Source organism: Pseudoalteromonas sp. H71, assembly GCF_001468485.1.
GTDB lineage: Bacteria > Pseudomonadota > Gammaproteobacteria > Enterobacterales > Alteromonadaceae > Pseudoalteromonas.
Genome location: NZ_LODI01000017.1, coordinates 1 through 21,142, shown reverse-complemented (window position 1 = coordinate 21,142; position 21,142 = coordinate 1). Strand labels below are relative to the sequence as shown.

Sequence of the window (21,142 nt, the reverse complement as noted above, 5' to 3'; positions counted from 1 at the left end):
AATCGTTTGCCAGTACATCAATGGAAATAGGCGCTGCATCTTCATCCATGGTTGCAGTATCCGCAGTGGCAACGGGGGCATCGTTGATTGGGGCAACTGTAATGGCTAATGTACTGCTAGCCGTTCCACCATTGTTATCACTTGTAGTGTAAGTCACTGTTGCCACGCCGCTTGCATTAGCCGCTGGCGTGTACTGAACTTGGTTGTTTACAATAGTTGCCGTGCCTATATCAGCACTTGCAGTATTTATTACTAAGCTATCACCATCCACGTCTGAATCGTTTGCCAGTACATCAGTAGTAATGGGTGCAGCGTCCTCCTCCATGGTTGCAGTATCAGCAGTCGCAACTGGCGCATCGTTGATTGGTAAAATAGTAATACTTAGTGTTGAAGTCGCACTTGCATTTTGCGCATCTGTTATTGAATAAGTTACCGTTGCTACACCGTTTGCATTGGCAGCAGGCGTGTATTGAATTTGATTCTCAACAATTAGTGCAGTGCCACTATTTGCAGAGACTTCGCTTAATATTAAGCTGTCGCCATCAATATCTGAATCATTAGCTAACACGTTAACGAATAATGTAAGTGCATCTTCATTAATTGTAATGAGGTCAGTATTTGCAACTGGCGCGTCATTTACAGGCGTTACAGTAATTGTAACGCTGGCAGAACTGTCTTTTTCACCAGGCGATCCATTTTCATACCCATCAGTAATACTGTAGGTAAGAACAGTTTGGCCAGAAAAGTTGGCAGGCGGGGTATATTCAATTTGCCCATTAACAATGCTTGCTGAGCCAAGTGTGCTATTTACATTAAATAGTGTAATGGTATCGCCGTTAGCATCGGTGTCATTTGCTAATACATTAAGTTGTGCTGCGCTGCTATCTTCATCTATTGTGAACTGATCATCGCTTGCCTCAGGGAAGGTGTTATTTCCACTTTCACTCAGGGTTACTTGAGCGGTTGCGATAAGGCCTTGCTCGTTTGAAATTGAATAAGAAAAGCTATCAACACCAGAAAAATCAGCATTGGGTTGATAAGTAAATGAACCATCACTATTCAAAGTGAGCGTGCCGTTTTGAGGAGCAATAACAGGGGAAGTGTTTACATTAAGTTCGCCAGTTTCTATATTGAAGTCGTTAGCGAGTACGCCACTTTCTGCTGATACCGAAAACAAACTATTTCGGGCAAACTGATAAGCATCGTTTTGCGCAACCGGGTTATCTGGCTGGCTATTTACAATGATAGTGACAGTCGCTGTTGCACTCGCACCTAAAGAGTCAATGGCTGCGTATTGAAACTGATCTACCCCATTAAAGTTAGCATCAGGTATGTAACTAAAGCTGCCATCAATGCTAAGCAAAAGTTGCCCGTGAGTAGGGGCAACTATAAAGGTGTCGTCTACCGTAAATGTGTCACCGTTAGGATCGATATCATTACTAAGTACCCCATTTTCAGCAGAGACAACAAGCGTATTATCTTCGTTTACGTTATAACTATCGTTATTAGCAACGGGGGCCGAGTTAGTATTGGTGCTTACAATAAATACACTTGCTGTAGCTTCACCGCCTTGGTTATCAATAACTTTATATTGAAAGTTATCTTCACCTTGCATATTTGGTTCGCCTTGGTATTCAAAGCTACCGTCAGCAAATAAGGTTAGCTGTCCGCGCAGCGGCTCATTAACAGGCGCTACATCAACCGTAAGTTCATCTAAATCAACATCGCTATCATTACCTAACAAACCGGGAGCTGAAACAGTTAACGTACCATCACTTGAAATACTATAGGTATTGTTTAGGGCAGTAGGCGCATCATTAATTGGGTTGATAGTTATTGCCACAACCGCGGTGTCGGTTCTGCCTAGCTCGTTAATAATTTGATAGCTAAATGCATCTTCACCATTAAAGTTAAGCGCAGGCTGATAAGTAAAATCACCCGATTCGGTCATAGTTACTGAGCCATGCGAAGGGGCTACTAATACTTGTGTGTTGGCAAGGAGCTGTCCGCTATACGGATTCGTATCGTTTGTTAGTACATTACCTTGAAGGGTAGTATCTTCATCAATTTCAAATATATCGTTGTTGGCTGTTGGGGCAAAAGCAAGTTCTCCGCCTACGGGAGCAATGTTTATTAAGTTAGAAAACCCACTTTCACCGCTACCATCTATGCCTGTTATAAGAGCTTGATAGCTTTTGTTTGTAATGGTGTTTGGTATTGTAAAAAAAGGGTCCGAAATGCTTAAAAATTGTTGGCCATTTTCAAGTTCATCAACATTAGAAGGCGACACACCCGGTTGGGTGGCAATGTATACGTTGTAACGGTTTAGCTCAGTGTTGGCTTGCCAAGTAAGGTTAATACCTTGATCTTCGCGTTGAGCTGTTACTCCCTCAATTTGATGAGGTTGCCAGCTAAATGTAATTGCATCGGCAAGTACTTGGTTTTGGAGTGTATCTGTAATCCATATTTCTAAACGTAAATCTCCGGCACTTACACCATACATAGATGGGCTAAGGCCAATAACAGAACGCTCGTATTCGATACCACAATTAGATGAACAAATAGGTAGGCTTTTATTAACACTTGGCAATACTAAGTTTATTTCGCTAATGCCGTCGGGATCGCGGGCGTTAAGTAAAAATGAAACATTACCCTGTACTGTTTCTGTTTGAGTAAAGCTAATAGTAGCTTGCGAGTTTGCTAGTGCTGAGCCTACAGCGCCGCGACTCGCGGTATTTTCACCTAAAATCTGTATTTGTGTTGTTTTATTACTGGCTAAAACGCCCGCTAAATTTACATAACTTGCAACTGCTGGTGGGTTAACTGTAGATGTAGGCGCCTGCGCTTGAGGTTGTTGCTCATCTGAGCCTCCACAAGCACTTAATGCAAACATCATTGAACCAAGCAAAAGGTGTTTTTTTGCGGTCATTATTTAATACTCCAAAATAAAAGCGGTCTATCCAATGTGTTTACGGTTCTAATATAAAAGAGCCGCTCGCGTTTACATCTGGATTATTAATTTCACTCAACTGAAAGTTACCAATAATGGTATCTAGGTCATTCAAAAACACCGCGTCTATGTCACCTTGTGCTTTATTGTTTCCGTATGAGGCAAACGTAATAGCTAAATCTAGTTTACTCAGATTTATTAAGCCACTGTAGGCCGCATACCAAGTACCGCCGGCATCATTAAAGCTAATTTCGCCATCGGGCACTGTCCCATTGTCAAAATCAACGGCCATAGTCATAGAAAAGTCGGTAACGCCTCCTTCACTTGAAGCCACGCTAAAATCAGAAGCGTTGTAGTTAAAAATACCTTGGCGCTGAGCTATTTGGTCAACTAAAGATGCATTATCTACAGCCTGAAATTGCTGCTCAGAGTATGCATCTGCTGTGCTATCATCTTCTAAAATGGCGCTGTTTGTTGAGGCTGTTTGAGTTTGCTCTGTTTCTTCACTTTCGCTATTGGGCTCAATAGTTGCAACCGTTTGATCAAATACAGCTGCGGCACGTGTTGTTGTAAAAACATCACCAGCCCCTGTTATTTGTGCAAACGAAAATGCTTCATTATCGCCCAGCGACAGCACATTATTATTTGTAAGTGTTAGGTCGATTGCACCATCCCACACGGCTATATATACATCACTACCCACTAACTGCACTTCAAAGTGCGTGCCACGAATACCAATTGACCCCACAGGGGTTTTAACGTCATAAGCACCGCCATTTTTTTTAATAACGCCAGATATAGAACGCAGGCCGCCTTTAAGTAACTCGATAGATGCCGACCCTTGTTGTGTGTTTTTATCAAACTGGTAATTGGCTATATTAAGTTCTGAATTTTCTTTTAAAGAAATTAAACCGCCATCTAACATTGAAAACTGCGCTTTACTTTGGTTGCCAGTCGTTATTCGGTCTATACCAAAAACAGTATCACGACGCTGCAATTGACGTTGCTGGTCTGCCTCATTTGTTGCTAATACAGAGCCACGGGCCAAAATTGTTTTACCCGCTGGCTCACTTGCTTGCGCATAAAAATTTACACAAAGTAAGGCGGTAATGATAGGAAGTATGTGTTTCATAAATACCTTAAATTAAAATGAGTAAGAGGCGCTTAAATTAATGTCTAAACGGTCGTATTCGAACAAAGCAATATTGCTGCTTTTATCCTGATAGTTAGTGGTTAGTTGCAACGCAAAATCACGATTAACTAAGTAGCGAACAGTAGCCGAGAGTATAAGTAGGTTATCGGCACGCTTTTGCAAAAATAAAGGATGATCTTCTTGATAATTAATCCATTGGTAACCAGCAAGTGAAAGTAATTGCCAATTTTTGGCTAATTGAGTGTTGGCTTGGTAGTACACACTGGTGCTTTGGCGACTATTAAACTCTCCCTGAGTTAAGTCAGCATCTTCATTTTTAACATTGACACTAAAGCGGTTAAACCAATGCTGTGTTGAATAACTTACTCCAGTATTAATCGCATAAAATGTATTATCGAGCTTGTCGTCAAATCGGTTGTTTAACTCCCCCCCACTGAGCGCTGCAAAAAGGCTAATACTGTCAGATAACTCAAAATCAGCACCCAAGGTAATAGCCGACTCTGTTCTATAAAGCTCCGAATCAAGCATCAAAGGCGTTGTTGAAACCTGAACTTGCCAATTAATACTTCCAATATCATAATTATATGCAGCACTTAAATGAGCATTAACGCGGTCATACTGACTCAGTTCAGCGAATTTATACCACCCAGCGTTAGCGTTTATAACAACAGCGCTTTGTTGATCAATAGGGTAGGAATATTTACCTGAGTAATTAAGCTTAGCGTAACTATCATCTGTGCTTTTACTTTCAGGTGATAATAAAAATTCACCAATTTCAGGAATTATAATTGTATCTTCTGTAGTGCCTGCATTTACGTTGCCATCAACACCTAACGCAAACTCAATATTTTGAGAGTAAAAATCACCGGCTCGTTTACTGTGTAAATTTGATCTATCTAACAATGCCTTTGCAGAGGCTTTTATGGTGTTTGGCGCTCTTGAAGAGTTAATAAGTATTAATGCTTGCTTTTGTGCAGCAGGAAAGTTTTTTACCGCCATATAAGCGCGAGCTAAAAACAAGCGTGCTTCATACCACTTTGGGTTACTTTCAATAGTGCGCTCAAAAGCAAAAATAGCCTCAGCAGTATGATTTAACTTTAAAGCCGAAACGCCCAACAAAAAATCATAAGTGGGTTCGCCTATATACTGGTTTTGTTCTTGGCTTAGCTGGTAGGCTTGACGATATTTTTTTTCAGAGACTAACTTTTGTACATCGATCAAAAACTGGCTGTAGCTATTACTATTCTGCGCAATAGAACTAAAACTAAGAGCGGTTAAACAGCTATAAAGGAAAAGTTTTAAAATCGGTTTAGTCATGCTTAATTATATATCTTGAAAAGTGTAGATATATTTTACAGTAAAAATAGATTTTGAACAGAAAATAAGCGTTTTATAATAAAAATACACAATGAATTCAATGATATTTAGCTATAAACATAAATAGTAATTAATGGGGAGTAATACAAGGCTCGCAGTACAGAGAGAATATAGTTGGACTAAAAAAAGAATTGTATTTAATGATTGAGTATATATTTTGCAGAAAGATAAGAAGAGAAGAGAAAAATGGGGCGATTGACGGGGCTTGAACCCGCGACAACCGGAATCACAATCCGGGGCTCTACCAACTGAGCTACAACCGCCACTACACACCTTGTTTGGTGTGGCGCGCATAATACATAAAATAATAAACCTTGTGAAGCCTTAAATTAAAAAAAATTAAATTTAAAAATAAAATCTAAAAATTCACTCTCGTACAGCGAAAGTTCAGGAATGCTTGTTCAAGCTGTTCGCGATTAAAAACTATAAACAATACGCCATATATATAGTATGAATTCATTAATAAATGAGAACAAATTGTAAATTAATGTATAATGCTAACCGGAAAAACACTAATCAAAAACATTTGGAGTAAACATGGATTCAGTACTTAATTGGCTTAATGATAACTCAGGCTTAATTTTACACTATAGTATTCAAGCAGTTGTTGCGCTTATTATCTTTTTAATAGGTAGTAGGGTTTCTAAGTTTTGTTCTAACTTAACAGAAAAAGGGTTTGCAAAAAAACAGGTAGACAAAGCGGTTGGCTCTTTTGTAGCAAGCATAGTTTATACCCTTGTGTTTGCATTAACAGTACTAATGGCGCTTTCGCAAATTGGCATTGAAACAACCTCATTTATTGCAATTTTAGGTGCGGCTGGTTTAGCTGTTGGTTTAGCGCTGCAAGGTTCATTGTCTAACTTTGCATCTGGCGTGCTTATTATTTTACTTCGCCCGTTTAAATCGGGTGATTTTGTTGAAGCTGGCGGTAAAATGGGTACGGTTAAGAAAATCGAGATTTTTTCAACTGAACTTCGCACACCAGATAATAAAGTAATCATTGTTCCTAACTCTCAAATTATGTCGGGCGCTATTACTAACTTCTCAAGAGAATCAACTCGTCGTATCGATTTAGTTATTGGTGTTGGTTACGATGCTGATTTACGCCAAGCAAAAGAAGTATTAAAATCAGTACTTGATGCAGAGACTCGTTTACTAACAGACCCTGCTTATACAGTAGCTGTTAATGAGCTAGGCGACTCAAGTGTTAACTTTGTAGTGCGTCCTTGGGTTAATGCTGCTGACTACTGGCCTACATATTTTTCATTAATGGAAAATATTAAAATTGCATTAGACGACGCAAATATTTCAATTCCATTTCCGCAAATGGATGTTCATTTACACAAGCAAGACTAATTTTTAGTATTAAATAGGTTATTTTTAATGAAATTAAAGCTTTTATCAGTGTTAGTTGCAGCATCTGCTGCGACTAACGCTTTCGCTGAAGATGCAGAGCAAAAAACGTGGGAAGTTACCAGTGAGCTTGGTGCTATTGTTACTAGTGGTAACACTGAAACAACAACGCTTAAAGGTGGTATTAAAGTACAACACAATCTTGAAAGCTGGAACAACGAATACAAGCTTGATGGTATCTACAAAGAAGATGAAGTTGACGATGCAAACGGTAACAAAGTTACTCAACGCACAAACGAAAAGTACTCAATTTCAGCCCAAGGTAACTATAAATTAAATGAAGAGCATTCTCATTTATTCATTTATGGTTCACACGTTTCAGACTACTTTGGTGCATACCGAAGCGAATCTGTAATCTCAGCGGGTTATGGCTTACGTTTATTAAATGAAAAAACAATGTGGTTAAGCGCAGAGATTGGTCCGGGTTACAAATACTTTGAATACCCAGATGACAGCACTGAAGTAGATGAAAATGGTAATCCACTTGCCGGTGAGTTTGAAGGTGAAGTGATTGCCCTTGGTAAATTAGACTACAACTGGCAAATCTCAGACAATGCGCGTTTTACTCAGCTAGTTGCCGTTGAATACGGTGACACAAATACTAAAACACGTTCAGAAACTGCATTGCTTGCTAAAATTAATGGTTCTCTACAAATGAAAGTGGCTTTTAACGTAACCAACAACTCAGACGTTGCTGATGACAAAGAAAGCACAGACACAGAGATGTCATTCACACTAGTTTACAGTTTTTAACCAAAACCACTAAATTAGTGACACTAAAATGACAAAAGGGGCGAAAGTCCCTTTTTTATTTGCCTAAGATTAATGTATTATAGCCACCAATTTTGGTTGTAGACCTAGGGATATACCTACTCGTGAAAGTTTTTACACAATTATTAAGTGCTTTTGTTCTTTTATTTAGCATTAACGCAATGGCTTTTACGCCGACAGCGTCGCAGTTAGAGCAATTTAAAAAACTACCTAAATCACAGCAAGAGGCATTAGCCAAGCAGTATGGCGTAGACCTTTCTACAATCACAGGGTCAAACCAGTCAAGTAATCAAACACAAACCGATCAGCCAACGATTGGTGAACGTTCGGAGCCACAACGAGAAGAGCTTAGCGACGACGAGCGCTTCAATCCCAAAAAAGATGAATTAAAACCATTCGGGTATTCACTGTTTGCCGGCGAACCAACCACGTTTATGCCAAACGAAAGTGCGGCTGTTCCTGATACTTATTTAGTGGGCCCTGGGGATCAGTTAAACATTAACTTTTATGGTAAAGAAAGTGAGAGCTTTGATGTTACAGTAGACCGTGAAGGCAGAATTAGCATTCCCGATTTAACACCAGTTCAAGTTGCAGGTTTAACGTTTGCAGAAGTGAAAGCGCTTATTAATGCAAAAGTAGAGCAAGAAGTTATAGGCGTAAAAGCGTTTGTATCGCTCGGGCAGTTACGCAGCATGCGTATTTTAGTATTAGGTGAGGCTTACAAACCAGGTAGCTACAGTGTTTCGTCTTTAACCACCGTATCGCATGCATTGTTTGTCAGTGGTGGGGTATCTGACATTGCTTCTCTTCGTAATATTCAGGTTAAGCGTGCTGGTAAAGTGGTTAGTAATTTCGATTTATACGATTTACTCATCAAAGGCGACAGCAGTAAAGATATAGTGTTAAAACCAGGGGATGTTGTATTTGTACCTTCGGTTGGTGCGCAAGTAACCGTTGATGGGTTGGTAAAACGCCCTGCTATTTTTGAGCTTAAACAAGGTGAATCGGCTAAACAACTTTTGAATATGGCCGGTGGATTAAAGCCAGAGGCTTATGCTAAAAACGTGGTTGTTGAGCGTTTTAATAATCAGCGTAAAGAAATACTCTCTGTTGATTTTAGCAAAAGTAACATTAACTATATTCCAAAAGATGGCGACCGAATTCGTTTTAATTCGGTAAGTTCACAATACGAAAATTCAATCAGCCTAATTGGTGCAGTTGCACGCCCAGGCAGCTATCAGTGGTATCAAGGTAAACGTATTTCAGACGTACTTAAGTCTGTGCGCGGCGATTTACTCCCGCAGGCAGATTTAAGCTACGGCTTATTAATTCGTGAAACAAACATTAATGGTGATATAGAAGCGCACCAATTTGACGTAGCGCAAGCGATTATTAAAAACGCTGACAATAACCTAGCGCTTAAAGCGAATGACAAAATCATCGTATTCAGCCGCTTTGAAGAAAAAGAAATAGAAAAAACAGCGCTTGAAAACATGGCGCTAAGCCAAGAGCAACAAGAGCAACAACTTAAAGCTGAGCAATGGCATAAGTTTAAGCAAAAAGAGTTTGAAAAATACATTGGTATAGATCAAGAAGAAAAAACCATTACTGAAAGTGGGCAGGCGCTTACAATTGCTGATATTTCAAAACGTAAAGCTAATGAACAAGCGCAAGAGTTAAAAGCTGAAGACTATGCCTTTTTTAGTCGACATAACTTACTCCTTCCTATTATCGAAAAGTTAAAACAGCAAGCATCAATAGCGCAAGCTATGCAGCTAGTTGAAATTAACGGTAACGTAACTTACCCAGGTATTTACCCGCTGACCGTAAGCGGCGAAGTAGCCGACCTAGTAACGGCAGCAGGTGGCTTATTAGAATCGGCTTATACTAAACAAGCTGAAATTACGCGCATTGTTTTAGGTGATGCCTCTCAGGTAGAACATGTACGATTTGATCTTGAAAGTGCTCTAAAAGGTGAATCACAAAACAATATTAGCCTTCGTAGTAAAGACAGCATTAACATTTTCTCGATTCCTAACTGGCAAGAAAATGTAAAAGTAGAGCTAAAAGGCGAACTGAAATTCCCGGGTACATACACCATTCGACGTGGTGAAACGCTTACTGATTTACTTAAGCGTGCGGGCGGTTTTTCTGAGTTTGCAGAACAAAATGCAGCAATATTTACCCGTGTTTCTATAAAAGAGCAAGAGCAACAACAACTAGCCCGCTTATCAACCGAGTTACGCCGCGATATTGCTTCTAAAAGCTTCCAAAATTCAGTAAGTGGTAACACTCTTTCATACGATGAGATGGATAAGCTACTAACCGATTTAGCCAGTGTTGAAGCGGTAGGGCGTTTAGTTATTGATTTACCCTTAATAGTAAATAACCAACAAAACTTAGTACTTCAAAATGGCGACACGTTATACGTACCAAGTAAACGTGACTCTATAAGCATTATTGGTGAGGTTAACTACTCTACATCGCACCTTTATAAAGCCGGTGTAAGTGTAGATGATTACATTGACCTAAGCGGCGGCCTTAAAGAACGAGCAGCAGAAGATCGCATCTACATTATTAAAGCCAACGGCTCTGTTGAAATCCCAAATACAGGAGGCTGGTTCGCGGCTAATAATGCAAACCAGTTAGAGCCAGGCGATACAATAGTGGTCCCCATGGATGCAGGACATATGGATAAATTAACGCTGTGGAGCACAGCTACCCAGATTCTTTATCAACTGGGTGTGGCGGTTGCTGCGATTGGGAGCCTATAAATGGAAAATATTAATACTCTACCTGATCAAGACTTTGACCTAAAAAAGTTATATTTGACAATAATTAAAGGCAAAGTTCTGATTTCTATATCAGTGCTAACCTTCGTTATTGCGGCTATTTTGTTATCTTTAACCATGGCAAACATATATAAATCTGAAGTTTTATTAATGCCAGCTCAAAATGACGATAGCAGCTCTTTTGCTGGTTTAAGCTCTCAACTTGGAGGTCTTGCTTCTATAGCTGGTGTTGAACTAGGTGGCGGGGGACAAGATAAAACTGTCTATGCTACGGAGGTAATGAAAAGTAGAGAGTTTATAAATGAATTTGTTGCTGAAAATAATCTAAAGCCATTAATTATGGCAAGTTCAGGCTGGGAACTAGAAACCAATACTGTCTTGTATGACGAGGATATTTATAATATTAAAAGCAACACTTGGACTAGAAAATACGATGGTCTTTACAAGGCGGAACCATCGGATTTAGAAGTTCACAAAAAATTTCTGAAAGACAATTTTTCAATATCTAAAGACGACAATACTGGCTTGATAAGAGTAATCATGAGGCATTATTCTCCGTATAAAGCTAAAGAAATATTGGACAAATTAGTAGAAAAGATAAATAAAAAAATAAAGAAAAAAGAAATACAAGAGGCTGATTTAAATATTTCCTATTTGTATAAAACATTAGATAAAACAAATGTAGAGGGATTAAAGTCAGTTTTATACGCATTAATTGAAAAAGAGCAAAGATCAAAAATGCTTATAAGTACTAAAAGTGAATATATCTTCAAGACTGTAGATCAATCTTATGTAGAGCAAGAGCCAGTATCTCCAAATCGTATAGCTGTGGTTTTAGCTGGCTTTATACTAGGCTTAATTTTTGGAGTTGTAGCCTCATTAATCAGGTATAGGTCTAAGGACCTAGAGTAATGTCTCGTCAACAGTTTTTATTACTTCTTTTAATTTCAAAGTTGTTTTGTGGATTAATTGCTTGGTATGTAATTGGCAGTATAACAAAGCTTGGTGATACTCAAGACTACCTATCAGGCTTTTACCTGAATAGAAATAACCCTTTGTCTACAGCATACCTAATGTCTTTGACGGGAAGTATTTTTAGTAAGATTGTTGGTTATAACTTTTTAGCTAATTTACCTCTACTGTTATTGTCTTGGTTTTCTTTGGTTATAGTAACTAAAGATCTATGTATGAAAAAAGTGCATTGGCTTTTTCTGTTTTTATTGTTTTTATCTCCATCTTATCAAATTTGGACTTCAATCCATTCTAAAGAAGCAATCATTAATTTCTTTTTTAGTCTTTACTTGATGGCAATAATTAAAAGCTGGCTAGGTAAACGTATTTCAAAAAAGGTACTTCTTTTAGCTTTTACAGGGTTTTTCTTAGTTATTTTCTTTAAACCCTTATATGCTCCAAGCCTGCTATGGCTAGCTTTTTTTACAGCATTCATAGCAAAAAGGAAGAAAATAGTAATGTCGTCAATGATCACAACTTTATTTGCAATAGTTTGTTCAATTTTACTTGTTCTTCTAGCTTACAAATTATTAGATCCCGTTATTAAAGTTTTTCACTTACATTTTTCTGCGGATGGTGATTTTTCAAGACCAAGTCATAAATGGGATAGTGTCTCAGATATGTTGTATAAAATACCAGCGGGTATGATTGTTGCTTTTGTTGGGCCTAAGCTTTCTGAAGCCTTAAAAGTAAAAATGATGCTGCCATTTTTTATAGAAGGCATATTAACTCTATCCATCATACTCATCTTGTTATTCAATTCTACTATAAAAAATAGTCGAATTTTCTTTTTAAGATTTTTTATGTTGTTAGGGTTTATTACCTTGCTATTTATTGGCCATTATCCGCAAGGCTATTTTAATCCTGGAAGTGCAATAAGATATAAAGAAGCTTTTTACCCTGCTATTTTAGTGGTCTTATTTTACTTTAGTTTTGATAATAGACTTAAAATTAAAAGTTAATTTCAATCTAATTATATAACCTAAAAAGGATTAAATGTGTCCTATGCGACATAAATTCATAATCAATACGTTGTCATTGTTATCTATCAAAGGTGTCGATTTTTTAGTTCCGTTAATCGTATTTCCTATTTTAATAAATAAACTCGGTTTTTCAGAATTTGGATTTATCTCTTTAGGCTTTGCCTTTTCAATGTACTTTATTGCAATTTTTCAATATGGAAATAATTTAGTAGCTGTTAAGTATATAGCATCAGAAATAAATAAAGCAAAGCATTCAAGCTATGTGATAAATGTTTTATGTTCTCAAGTTATTCTTTTTTTTGTATCGTTTATCTTAGTTTATTTATCTACTTTGAACGAAGCTTTACATGAATATAATAAGCTATTTTTACTTTCTGTGAGCTATGCTCTAGCAGAAGCTTTAATACCGACTTGGTTATACCAAGGGAAAGAGAAAATGAAAGCTTTAGGTGGTGTAGGTGTTATATCTAAACTTTGCTTACTCGCATACTTGAGCTTTTTAATGCCCGAAAGCTCAAGCTATATAGAGGTATTTTTAGCTTTTATCATATCATCACTTTTTAGTGCCTTATTTCTATTTTATTATGGCTATAAAAGCTCTTGGTATAATTTTAAATTACCATCATTATCTGGGATTTTTAATTATTACAAGAATGGTGTGCAAGCATTTGTTGTTCAATTTACACCTACACTTTACACAAGCAGCATCGTTCTTGTTCTTGGTTTTTATACAACAAATGAAATCGTAGGGATCTTTTCTGCGGCTCAAAAATTTGTAAATATTTCTCTTTCATTTCTTCTTATTATTTTTAATGTTGCCTATCCATACTTAATTAAAAATAGGGATAAAGAAAACTTTTTCTCGTATCGCTATATAGTGCTATCAGCTCTATTATGTATTGGTAGTGTTTTAGTTTTACCTTATTTAACACGGTTAATAATCAATGAGAGTGTTGAAGAGATAAATTTCAACATTGCATTTTTAGCACCGATGATCTTATTTTTTGGAATCAGAGTTGCGTATGGTCAATTGCATTGTTATTTAAACAGAAAAGAAAAACAATATAGTTATATCGTAACGATAGGTAGTTTAACTGGACTCTTCTGTAGTGTTTTTATTATTAAGGAATATGGCTCAAATGGTGCCATAATTTTGATGAATTTAGTTAATTTTATTATGGCTTCTTTAGTAATATTTTATAAGTTTCAGCGAAAGGAAAATATATGAAAATAGCATTATTAGGTGATATTGCTTTATTTGGAAGATATTGTGTCAATAATAAAAGCGATGTACTAGATGCTTTATCAGGGTTAAAAAATTCCTTATCAGAGTTTGATCTCATAGTTGCTAACTTAGAAGCGCCGCTTACAAGCAATAAGAAAAGAGCTGGCTCTAAGTCGGCTTATATTAGGTCTGAAATTAATAATATTGAAGTTCTGAAGTATCTAGGCGTTAATGCAGTCTCGCTTGCGAATAACCATATTTTTGATTTTGGTTTAAAAGGACTTCAAGAGACCCTCATGACCCTTAAAGAAAATAACATCGATTATTATGGAGTTGACTCTAAGAGTTTAAATTTAAACATTCGAGGGGAAAAAATAGCATTGCATGGATATTGCTCATATATTACAGATCCTTCATACGCTAGTTATAAAGATAGGTTTTCAAGCAATGATGGGCTCAATTTATTAGAATATGATGACGTACTTTCCTCATTAAAAAAAGCTGACGAAGAAGGTTATTTTAATATAATAAGTGCCCACTCTGGTATTGAGAACGTAAGTATACCAAGCGTTGAAGATATTATGTTTGCACGCAAGTTAGCTAATGAATTTAACTATGTATACCATGGTCATCATCCTCATGTAATTCAAGGTCTCGAAAAGCACAACAATAGCTTAATTTCATATAGCCAAGGGAACTGTTTATTTGACGATATTTACGACCATAGAACGGGCAGTCTTTTAGTTGAACAAGCATTTATAAACGCTTGCTCTTTTATTCTATCTATAGATATAAAAAATAAACAACTAAGTGCTTTTAAAGAAATTCCTTTTTCATTATACAAAGGTGATTTTGTTTTAAATTGTATAGAAGCCAAAAAAGTCATAGCAGAAAGATCCGAGTTACTTAAGCTTGATTTTAGTGAATTACAAAATTTAAGAACATCAGAAATTAAAAACATGAAAACTAAAAGGTCAGCCAGAAGAGATTTTAAGTGGTTTAAAAGTAGGTTAAGGCCAAGTACATTTTTTAGGGTTTTCAATAATAAATTAAACGCTTATTTCTATTCTTATAAGTATAAGAATTATATAAAAAAGTAATTATTTTAATGTATATATAATTTTCTTCTTTACAAATACGTAAGGTTAGACAGTCATAAATTTTATAGTGTACTTATAATTTTATAACTTGGTTACTGTTTTTAGTGAAATATTATTTATTACACTATTTTTATTTTTAAAGTCAAAGGTATTAATATGGCAAGCTTACAATATAGGCTTTTTTCTGGCGTTGTATCAATATTACCAATTAAGGTAAGAATGCAACTATTATTCTTTAGGCGTTTTAAGCAATTTTGTAATTTTTCAAAACCGATAAAATTTAATGAAAAACTACAAGTAAAAAAAATTAATGATAGAGATCCTTTATTACCTATCGCTGCAGATAAAATCGAGTCAAAGAGATATGTAAAAGAAATAATTAATAACATTTATATACCAAAAACGTTATGGGAAGCGAGTTCACCAGAGGGTATTGATTCGTTAGATTACAAACAATTACCTGATAATTACGTATTTAAAGCAAATCATACTAGCCAGACCATTGAAATTATAAAAAATGGTAGCCATCTTTCAAAAGCAAAAATGAAGTCATTGAGTGAAAACTGGTTAAAACATGATCAGGCGTCTGCGTTAGGTGAATGGGCATATCAAAACATTACTAGGAAAGTCTTTATTGAAGAATTTTTAGACTTTGAAGGAAAGGAGCCCGATGATTATAAGTTTTTTGTTTATCATGGAAAGGTTCACTTTATTCAGCTTGATTCAGACCGATTTATCGATCATAAACGAAATATGTTTGATAAAAATTGGCAAGAGCTAGACTTTGACTTTTCTTACTTGCGTAAATCGCCACCGCCTAAACAACCTGAGTTTTTACAAGACATGATAATTGCAGCTGAAAAACTAGGTGAAGCTTTTGATTTTATTCGTGTGGATTTTTACTGGTATAAAAACCAAGTCACATTTGGCGAGCTAACTGTATACCCTGGAGCTGGTTTCGAGAAATTCCCTGACGAAAAATGGGATATTGAATTTGGTAAACCATGGAAATTGAAAACGTTATAAAGGTAAGCTAATGAAGTTATTGTTGATTATTAATGTAGATTGGTTTTTTGTTTCGCACCGCTTACCAATTGCAGTAGAAGCCCTAAAAAGTGGTTACGATGTAACTATAGCTTGTCATTTTACAAAGCATAAACAAGAGCTTATAAATATGGGGTTTAACGTTGTTGAACTGCCATTTAGTAGAAGCGGTGGCAGTATTAGTAATGAGTTGAGAACATTAAAAGCAGTACGAAAATTAATAGCTTCAGAACAGCCTTCAGTCATTCATGCAGTAACAATAAAGCCTGTTTTATATGTAGGTCTAGTACTAAAAACGTTTAAGAAAAAAATACCGTTTGTAGCGGCTATATCAGGCTTAGGTTATGTATTTACAGCAAATACTTTTAGAGCAAAGCTGACTAAGTTTATAGCTTCAATAGTTTATAAAGTTGCACTTGCGCATCAAAATAAAATGGTTATTTTTCAAAATAGGTCGGATGAAAAAATACTTACCGAAGTTGCTAGTCTAAAGTCTAACGATAAGGTGCTTATTAAGGGTTCTGGTGCCGATTTATCAGTATATAACCATACTTCGGAAATAAAACGCCCACATATTAAGATTGCGATGGCTTGTCGTTTACTACGAGAAAAAGGTGTTTATCAATATATAGAAGCCGCCAAGATAGTTAAGGGGCAGTTTCCTAATACAGAGCTTTTACTTATAGGTACTCCCGATTTAGAAAACCCTAATACAGTAAAGCAATCTGAAATAGATATATGGGTTGAAGAAGGTGTTATTGATTACTTAGGGCATCGCAACGACATACCGGCTATTTTTTCAGATGTAAATATCGTTACTCTCCCTTCCTTTTATGGTGAGGGCGTACCAAAAGTATTAATTGAAGCGGCAGCATGCGGTAGAGCTATTGTAACAACTACAAATCCAGGTTGTAGTGATGCCATAATTAATAACGTAACAGGGCTAGCCGTTCCACCTATGGATGGACTTTCACTTGCTGATGCGTTTATACAACTAATCAATAACACAGAGCAACGTAGAATAATGGGTGTTAAAGCCAGAGCATTTGCAGAAAAAGAGTTTGATGTTAAAGCTGTCGTAGATACTCACATCAAAATATATAAAGGATTGCTGGATAATAAACTATGATCGCTATTACTGGTTATAGTGGCTTTGTTGGCACAGAGCTACTAAAAAAAATAAATACCGAAGAGTGTGTGTTATTAGGGCGCAAGCCAATTATGGGTAGCTACAAACATCAATTTTTTGATCTTAGTAACCCAGTTCAAAATGTAGATTTAAGTAGAGTTAAAGTACTTATACACTGCGCCGCCCGTGTACACATAATGAATGATAATTCAGCAAACCCAATAGATGAATTTAGGGCTGTAAATACAAAAGGAACCTTAAATTTAGCGACTCAAGCTGCTCAAGCTGGTGTTAAACGTTTTATATTTATAAGTACTATCAAAGTAAATGGTGAAAGTACAACAGGCCGAGCTCCTTTTAACGAGCAAGAAAACGTCCCAGAAGATCCATACGGGGTTTCTAAAGCAGAAGCAGAGCAACAATTGCTAGTTTTAGGGAAACAAACAGGTATGGAAATAGTAATTATAAGGCCTCCTTTAGTATATGGGAAAGGGGTAAAAGCTAACTTTGCATCTCTGATGAGGTTAGTAAACAAAGGTTTACCTCTACCTTTTAGATCAATAAACAAAAATAAGAGAAGCTTAGTATCTGTATATAATTTAGTTGATCTTATAAAAGTGTGTGTTGAGCACCCAAATGCGGCTAATCAAGTGTTTTTAGTAAGTGATGATGATGACCTTTCTACTGCCGAAATGGTACAATTGATGGCTAAGGTACAAGGTAAGTCAAACTTGGCGCTCCCAGTACCGCCAGCACTATTTTCAATTTCTGGTGCAATGTTAGGCAAAAAACAGGTAGTCGATAGATTAATTGGGTCGCTACAAGTAGATATCAGTCACACAAAAAATACACTTAATTGGTCACCTCCATATTCAGTTGAAGATGGTTTTAAGTTATCAGCAAAAATTAAATAGGTTAGTTAATGATTCGTACACTCGACATTTTGTTCTCATTAGTGGGTTTAATACTTACTATGCCATTTTTAATAGCTCTATACATAATTGGCTTATTTGATACAGGGTCGCCTATTTTTAAACAAGAGCGCGTTGGTCGCAATAAAAAACCATTTACCTTGGTCAAGTTTAGAACAATGACTGTTGATACAGCCTCGGTAGCAAGCCACTTAGCAAGTACTGCATCTATTACACCGTTTGGTGGCTTTTTACGTAAAACAAAGTTAGACGAACTACCGCAGCTTTGGAATGTACTTAAAGGTGAAATGAGTTTAGTTGGGCCTCGCCCAGGACTATTTAATCAGCAAGAACTTACTCAGGCTCGTGAAGCAAAGAATATATACAATGTTCGCCCGGGTATTACAGGGTTGGCTCAAGTAAATGAGATTGATATGTCTACACCTGAGTTACTGGCTCAAACAGATGAAAAAATGATAACCACGCTAAATCTTAAAAATTACTTTACATACATACTGCAAACAGTAACAGGGAGTGGTAGTGGCGATAGGGTAAAATAGCCAAATTTTATACACAAATTTACAAAAAATAACCAAATACATAAAGACTATATAAAATATTACCTATAGTCTTTATTTATTAAGTGCATTGGTTGTTCATGTTGTAGTAAAATTGTAACCAATAGAATAGCAATGTGATTGCTGACTTCAGGGAAATGTATTGTGTTTTTAAAGTTTTTAGTTAGTTTACCGCGCCCTCAAAAAAGAATTATTTCTCTCCTTATCGACAGCGTTTTTATAATAATCGCTTTTTGGCTTGCTTTTCTACTTAGGCTAGACAGCACCGTTGTTTTAAAAAATATACATACCTGGTTATTACTAGCCACACTACTACCACTTAGTTTATTTAGTTTTGTAAAGCTAGGATTATACAGAGCTGTTTTACGTTATTTGAATACACAAGCTATGTGGGCTATTGCCGCTGGCGTGGTGCTATCTACATTATATTTAACGGTTTTGTCTTTCTTTTTAAGTGCGGCTGTTCCACGTACCGTACCATTTATATACGCTAGTTTTTGCATTTTATTTGTTGGTGGATCAAGGTTAACAGTGCGCGCCATTGTCGGGCAAATCACTATGCGCCGCAAAGAAGGGGTTATTATATATGGCGCAGGCTCTGCAGGTCGGCAATTAGCGACTGCGCTTGCTAGTGGGCCAGAATACTCACCTGTTGCATTTATAGATGATGATCCTAAAAAACACTTATCATTAATACAAGGTGCCTGCGTGTATTCACCTTCACAGATAGCTGAAGTTGCTGAGCAAAAATCTGTTAACAAAATTTTACTTGCTCTACCAAGCACCTCCCGAAGTCGTCGAAAAGAAGTCCTTAACTCTATTGAAAAGTACAAGTTACAAGTAATGACCATACCAGGAATGGCCGATATAGTGTCGGGCACTACAAGCGTTGATGCAATTAAGGATGTAGAAATTGATGACTTACTTGGAAGAGAGTCAGTTAAACCAAGACAAGATTTAATGTCATCAAATATCACAAATAAAGCCGTTATGGTTACTGGCGCCGGTGGTTCAATAGGCTCAGAGCTATGTAGGCAAATAATAAAAAATAATCCAACAAAAATTGTGTTGTTTGAGCTTTCAGAGTTTGCTTTATACGCTATAGAAAAAGAACTTTCAGAATATTGCTCTGCAAATAATCTAAATATTGAAGTTTTACCAATACTCGGCTCTATACAAAATAAAAAGCTTGTTGAATCAACATTTTCAACTTTTAGTATTCAAACTGTTTACCATGCCGCAGCTTATAAACATGTTCCACTGGTAGAACATAACGTAGTTGAAGGTGTTCGCAACAATGTTTACGGAACCTATAACGTGGCAACCGCAGCCATTTTTACCAATGTAGAAACATTTGTTTTAGTGTCTACTGATAAGGCTGTTCGCCCAACAAATATAATGGGTACAACTAAGCGTATGGCCGAATTGGTGCTGCAAGGCCTTTCGGAAGTGCAAAATACAACACGTTTTACCATGGTTAGATTTGGTAATGTATTGGGTTCTTCAGGCTCTGTTGTGCCGCTTTTCAGAAAACAAATAAAAGCGGGTGGTCCAATAACATTAACCCATCAAGACATAACGCGATATTTTATGACCATACCAGAGGCCGCTCAACTTGTTATACAAGCGGGGGCTATGGGAGTAGGTGGCGACGTTTTTGTGCTTGATATGGGAGAGCCTGTAAAAATTAAAGACCTTGCAACAAAAATGGTGCACTTGTCTGGGTTAGAAGTTAAACATGAAAAACGACCTAATGGCGATATAGAAATTAAATGTACTGGCTTGCGCCCTGGTGAAAAGTTATACGAAGAGCTGTTGATTGGCGATAACGTGACAGGAACAGATCACCCCAGAATACTCAGTGCCCACGAAATAAAAATGCCATGGGCTGAATTAGATACATTTTTAGCTAACCTAAAAATTGCATGTGACGAGTCTGACCATCCTCAAATTCGTAAGTTACTTTTACAAGCGCCCACAGCTTTTTCTCCTACGGATGGTATTTGCGATCTTAATTGGAAAGAAAAACAAACAAGCCAATCAAATGTAACCGTTTTGCCTAATATAAGCAGTTCTTGAGTCGCTTTTATAACAAACGATTGTAGGTGTTTTAAATCTTAACCATCCGCGTGAGTAAGCTTATGCCTACAAAGGTACCCCAAACCACTAATACTAAGGTTTAACACCACGTAGGCGCCTTGCTTGCTGGCGCGTTAAAAGAATAGCCTTACATTTAATAATTCGCATGAGCAAGTTTATGCCTACAAAGGTATCTCAAACCACTAATACTAAGATTTAACACCACGTAGGCGCCTTGCTTGCTGGCGCATTAAAATCTATAAATAAACACAATCCCAATACGGATATTTGCTTATGTTGTCTACTAACTTTGCGCGTAAAGGGTTTGCTACTATATACCTAGCTTGAGCTATTAAGTCCCTTTCATCTCTTACTTGGTGATCATAGTAATTTGATTGCCATATTTTTCCGTCTGTACTATTTTGTTTATTAAGATTATGAGTTGTAATATTTTTAAACTTTCTAACTACACCTGATAGGTTCGCAGTACCACTAAGCTGGAAGAACCAATGAACATGATCAGGCATAACTACGTAACAAATAGTGTTTATTGAATTACTTTTAGAAAATAAAAACAGTTCTTTAGTGATTAGACGTGCATTTACGTAGTTAGAAAATAATGGCTT

16 protein-coding genes and 1 tRNA gene are annotated in these 21,142 nt (G+C 36.7%); 12 read left to right on the top strand and 5 right to left on the bottom strand.

All coding sequences use genetic code 11. The features are described from left to right. The 4 genes from ATS71_RS09665 to ATS71_RS09650 all read right to left on the bottom strand — a co-directional run. Positions 1 to 2,929: Ig-like domain-containing protein (locus tag ATS71_RS09665; protein WP_152995672.1), on the bottom strand; the 2,929-nt coding region annotated here is incomplete at its 3' end. A 40-nt stretch (positions 2,930 to 2,969) separates the two neighbouring features. Continuing rightward, complete coding sequence (locus ATS71_RS09660) at positions 2,970 to 4,082, bottom strand: FecR family protein (protein ID WP_058404647.1); 1,113 nt, start codon at positions 4,080 to 4,082, stop codon at positions 2,970 to 2,972. Positions 4,083 to 4,094: 12 nt separating this feature from the next. Further along, positions 4,095 to 5,420, bottom strand: coding sequence for a porin family protein (locus ATS71_RS09655; RefSeq protein ID WP_058404646.1), 1,326 nt, complete (start codon positions 5,418 to 5,420; stop codon positions 4,095 to 4,097). Between the two features lie 247 nt (positions 5,421 to 5,667). Then, positions 5,668 to 5,743: transfer RNA gene (locus ATS71_RS09650), tRNA-His, on the bottom strand. 274 nt (positions 5,744 to 6,017) lie between these two features. Between ATS71_RS09650 and ATS71_RS09645 the strand changes: the two genes are divergently transcribed. The 12 genes from ATS71_RS09645 to ATS71_RS09590 all read left to right on the top strand — a co-directional run bounded on the left by ATS71_RS09645 (position 6,018) and on the right by ATS71_RS09590 (position 20,516). Further along, positions 6,018 to 6,836: a mechanosensitive ion channel family protein gene (locus ATS71_RS09645; RefSeq protein ID WP_058404645.1), complete on the top strand. Its 819-nt coding sequence runs from the start codon at positions 6,018 to 6,020 to the stop codon at positions 6,834 to 6,836. 27 nt (positions 6,837 to 6,863) lie between these two features. Continuing rightward, positions 6,864 to 7,646: a DUF481 domain-containing protein gene (locus tag ATS71_RS09640; RefSeq protein WP_058404644.1), complete on the top strand. Its 783-nt coding sequence runs from the start codon at positions 6,864 to 6,866 to the stop codon at positions 7,644 to 7,646. A gap of 122 nt (positions 7,647 to 7,768) precedes the next feature. Further along, a complete protein-coding gene (locus tag ATS71_RS09635) occupies positions 7,769 to 10,438 on the top strand; it encodes an SLBB domain-containing protein (protein ID WP_058404643.1) in 2,670 nt (889 codons plus the stop codon). Then, on the top strand, positions 10,439 to 11,368 hold the full coding sequence (locus ATS71_RS09630; RefSeq protein ID WP_058404642.1) for a Wzz/FepE/Etk N-terminal domain-containing protein: 930 nt from the start codon (positions 10,439 to 10,441) through the stop codon (positions 11,366 to 11,368). It abuts the gene before it with no gap. Then, positions 11,368 to 12,429 carry a hypothetical protein gene (locus ATS71_RS09625; protein WP_058404641.1) on the top strand — a complete coding sequence of 354 codons (1,062 nt, stop codon included), beginning with the start codon at positions 11,368 to 11,370 and terminating at the stop codon, positions 12,427 to 12,429. The genes ATS71_RS09630 and ATS71_RS09625 overlap by 1 nt, the downstream gene beginning before the upstream one ends. Before the next feature lie 43 nt (positions 12,430 to 12,472). Further along, on the top strand, positions 12,473 to 13,678 hold the full coding sequence (locus ATS71_RS09620; RefSeq protein WP_058404640.1) for an oligosaccharide flippase family protein: 1,206 nt from the start codon (positions 12,473 to 12,475) through the stop codon (positions 13,676 to 13,678). After that, positions 13,675 to 14,775, top strand: coding sequence for a CapA family protein (locus ATS71_RS09615; RefSeq protein WP_058404639.1), 1,101 nt, complete (start codon positions 13,675 to 13,677; stop codon positions 14,773 to 14,775). The genes ATS71_RS09620 and ATS71_RS09615 overlap by 4 nt, the downstream gene beginning before the upstream one ends. A 156-nt stretch (positions 14,776 to 14,931) precedes the next feature. Next, complete coding sequence (locus ATS71_RS09610) at positions 14,932 to 15,801, top strand: ATP-grasp fold amidoligase family protein (RefSeq protein ID WP_058404638.1); 870 nt, start codon at positions 14,932 to 14,934, stop codon at positions 15,799 to 15,801. A gap of 10 nt (positions 15,802 to 15,811) precedes the next feature. Continuing rightward, on the top strand, positions 15,812 to 16,948 hold the full coding sequence (locus tag ATS71_RS09605) for a glycosyltransferase family 4 protein (protein WP_058404637.1): 1,137 nt from the start codon (positions 15,812 to 15,814) through the stop codon (positions 16,946 to 16,948). Beyond that, positions 16,945 to 17,862, top strand: coding sequence for a UDP-glucose 4-epimerase family protein (locus tag ATS71_RS09600; RefSeq protein WP_058404636.1), 918 nt, complete (start codon positions 16,945 to 16,947; stop codon positions 17,860 to 17,862). Before ATS71_RS09605 ends, ATS71_RS09600 begins: the two co-directional genes overlap by 4 nt. An 8-nt stretch (positions 17,863 to 17,870) precedes the next feature. Further along, positions 17,871 to 18,419, top strand: a complete 549-nt coding sequence (locus ATS71_RS09595; protein ID WP_058404635.1) for a sugar transferase — start codon at positions 17,871 to 17,873, stop codon at positions 18,417 to 18,419. A gap of 162 nt (positions 18,420 to 18,581) precedes the next feature. Further along, entirely contained in the window at positions 18,582 to 20,516 is a 1,935-nt protein-coding gene (locus ATS71_RS09590; protein WP_058404634.1) for a polysaccharide biosynthesis protein, read from the top strand. Positions 20,517 to 20,773: 257 nt separating this feature from the next. Here the strand turns inward: ATS71_RS09590 and ATS71_RS09585 are convergent. Then, positions 20,774 to 21,142, bottom strand: a 369-nt coding sequence (locus ATS71_RS09585; protein WP_235591461.1) for an REP-associated tyrosine transposase, incomplete at its 5' end; no start/stop codon positions are given.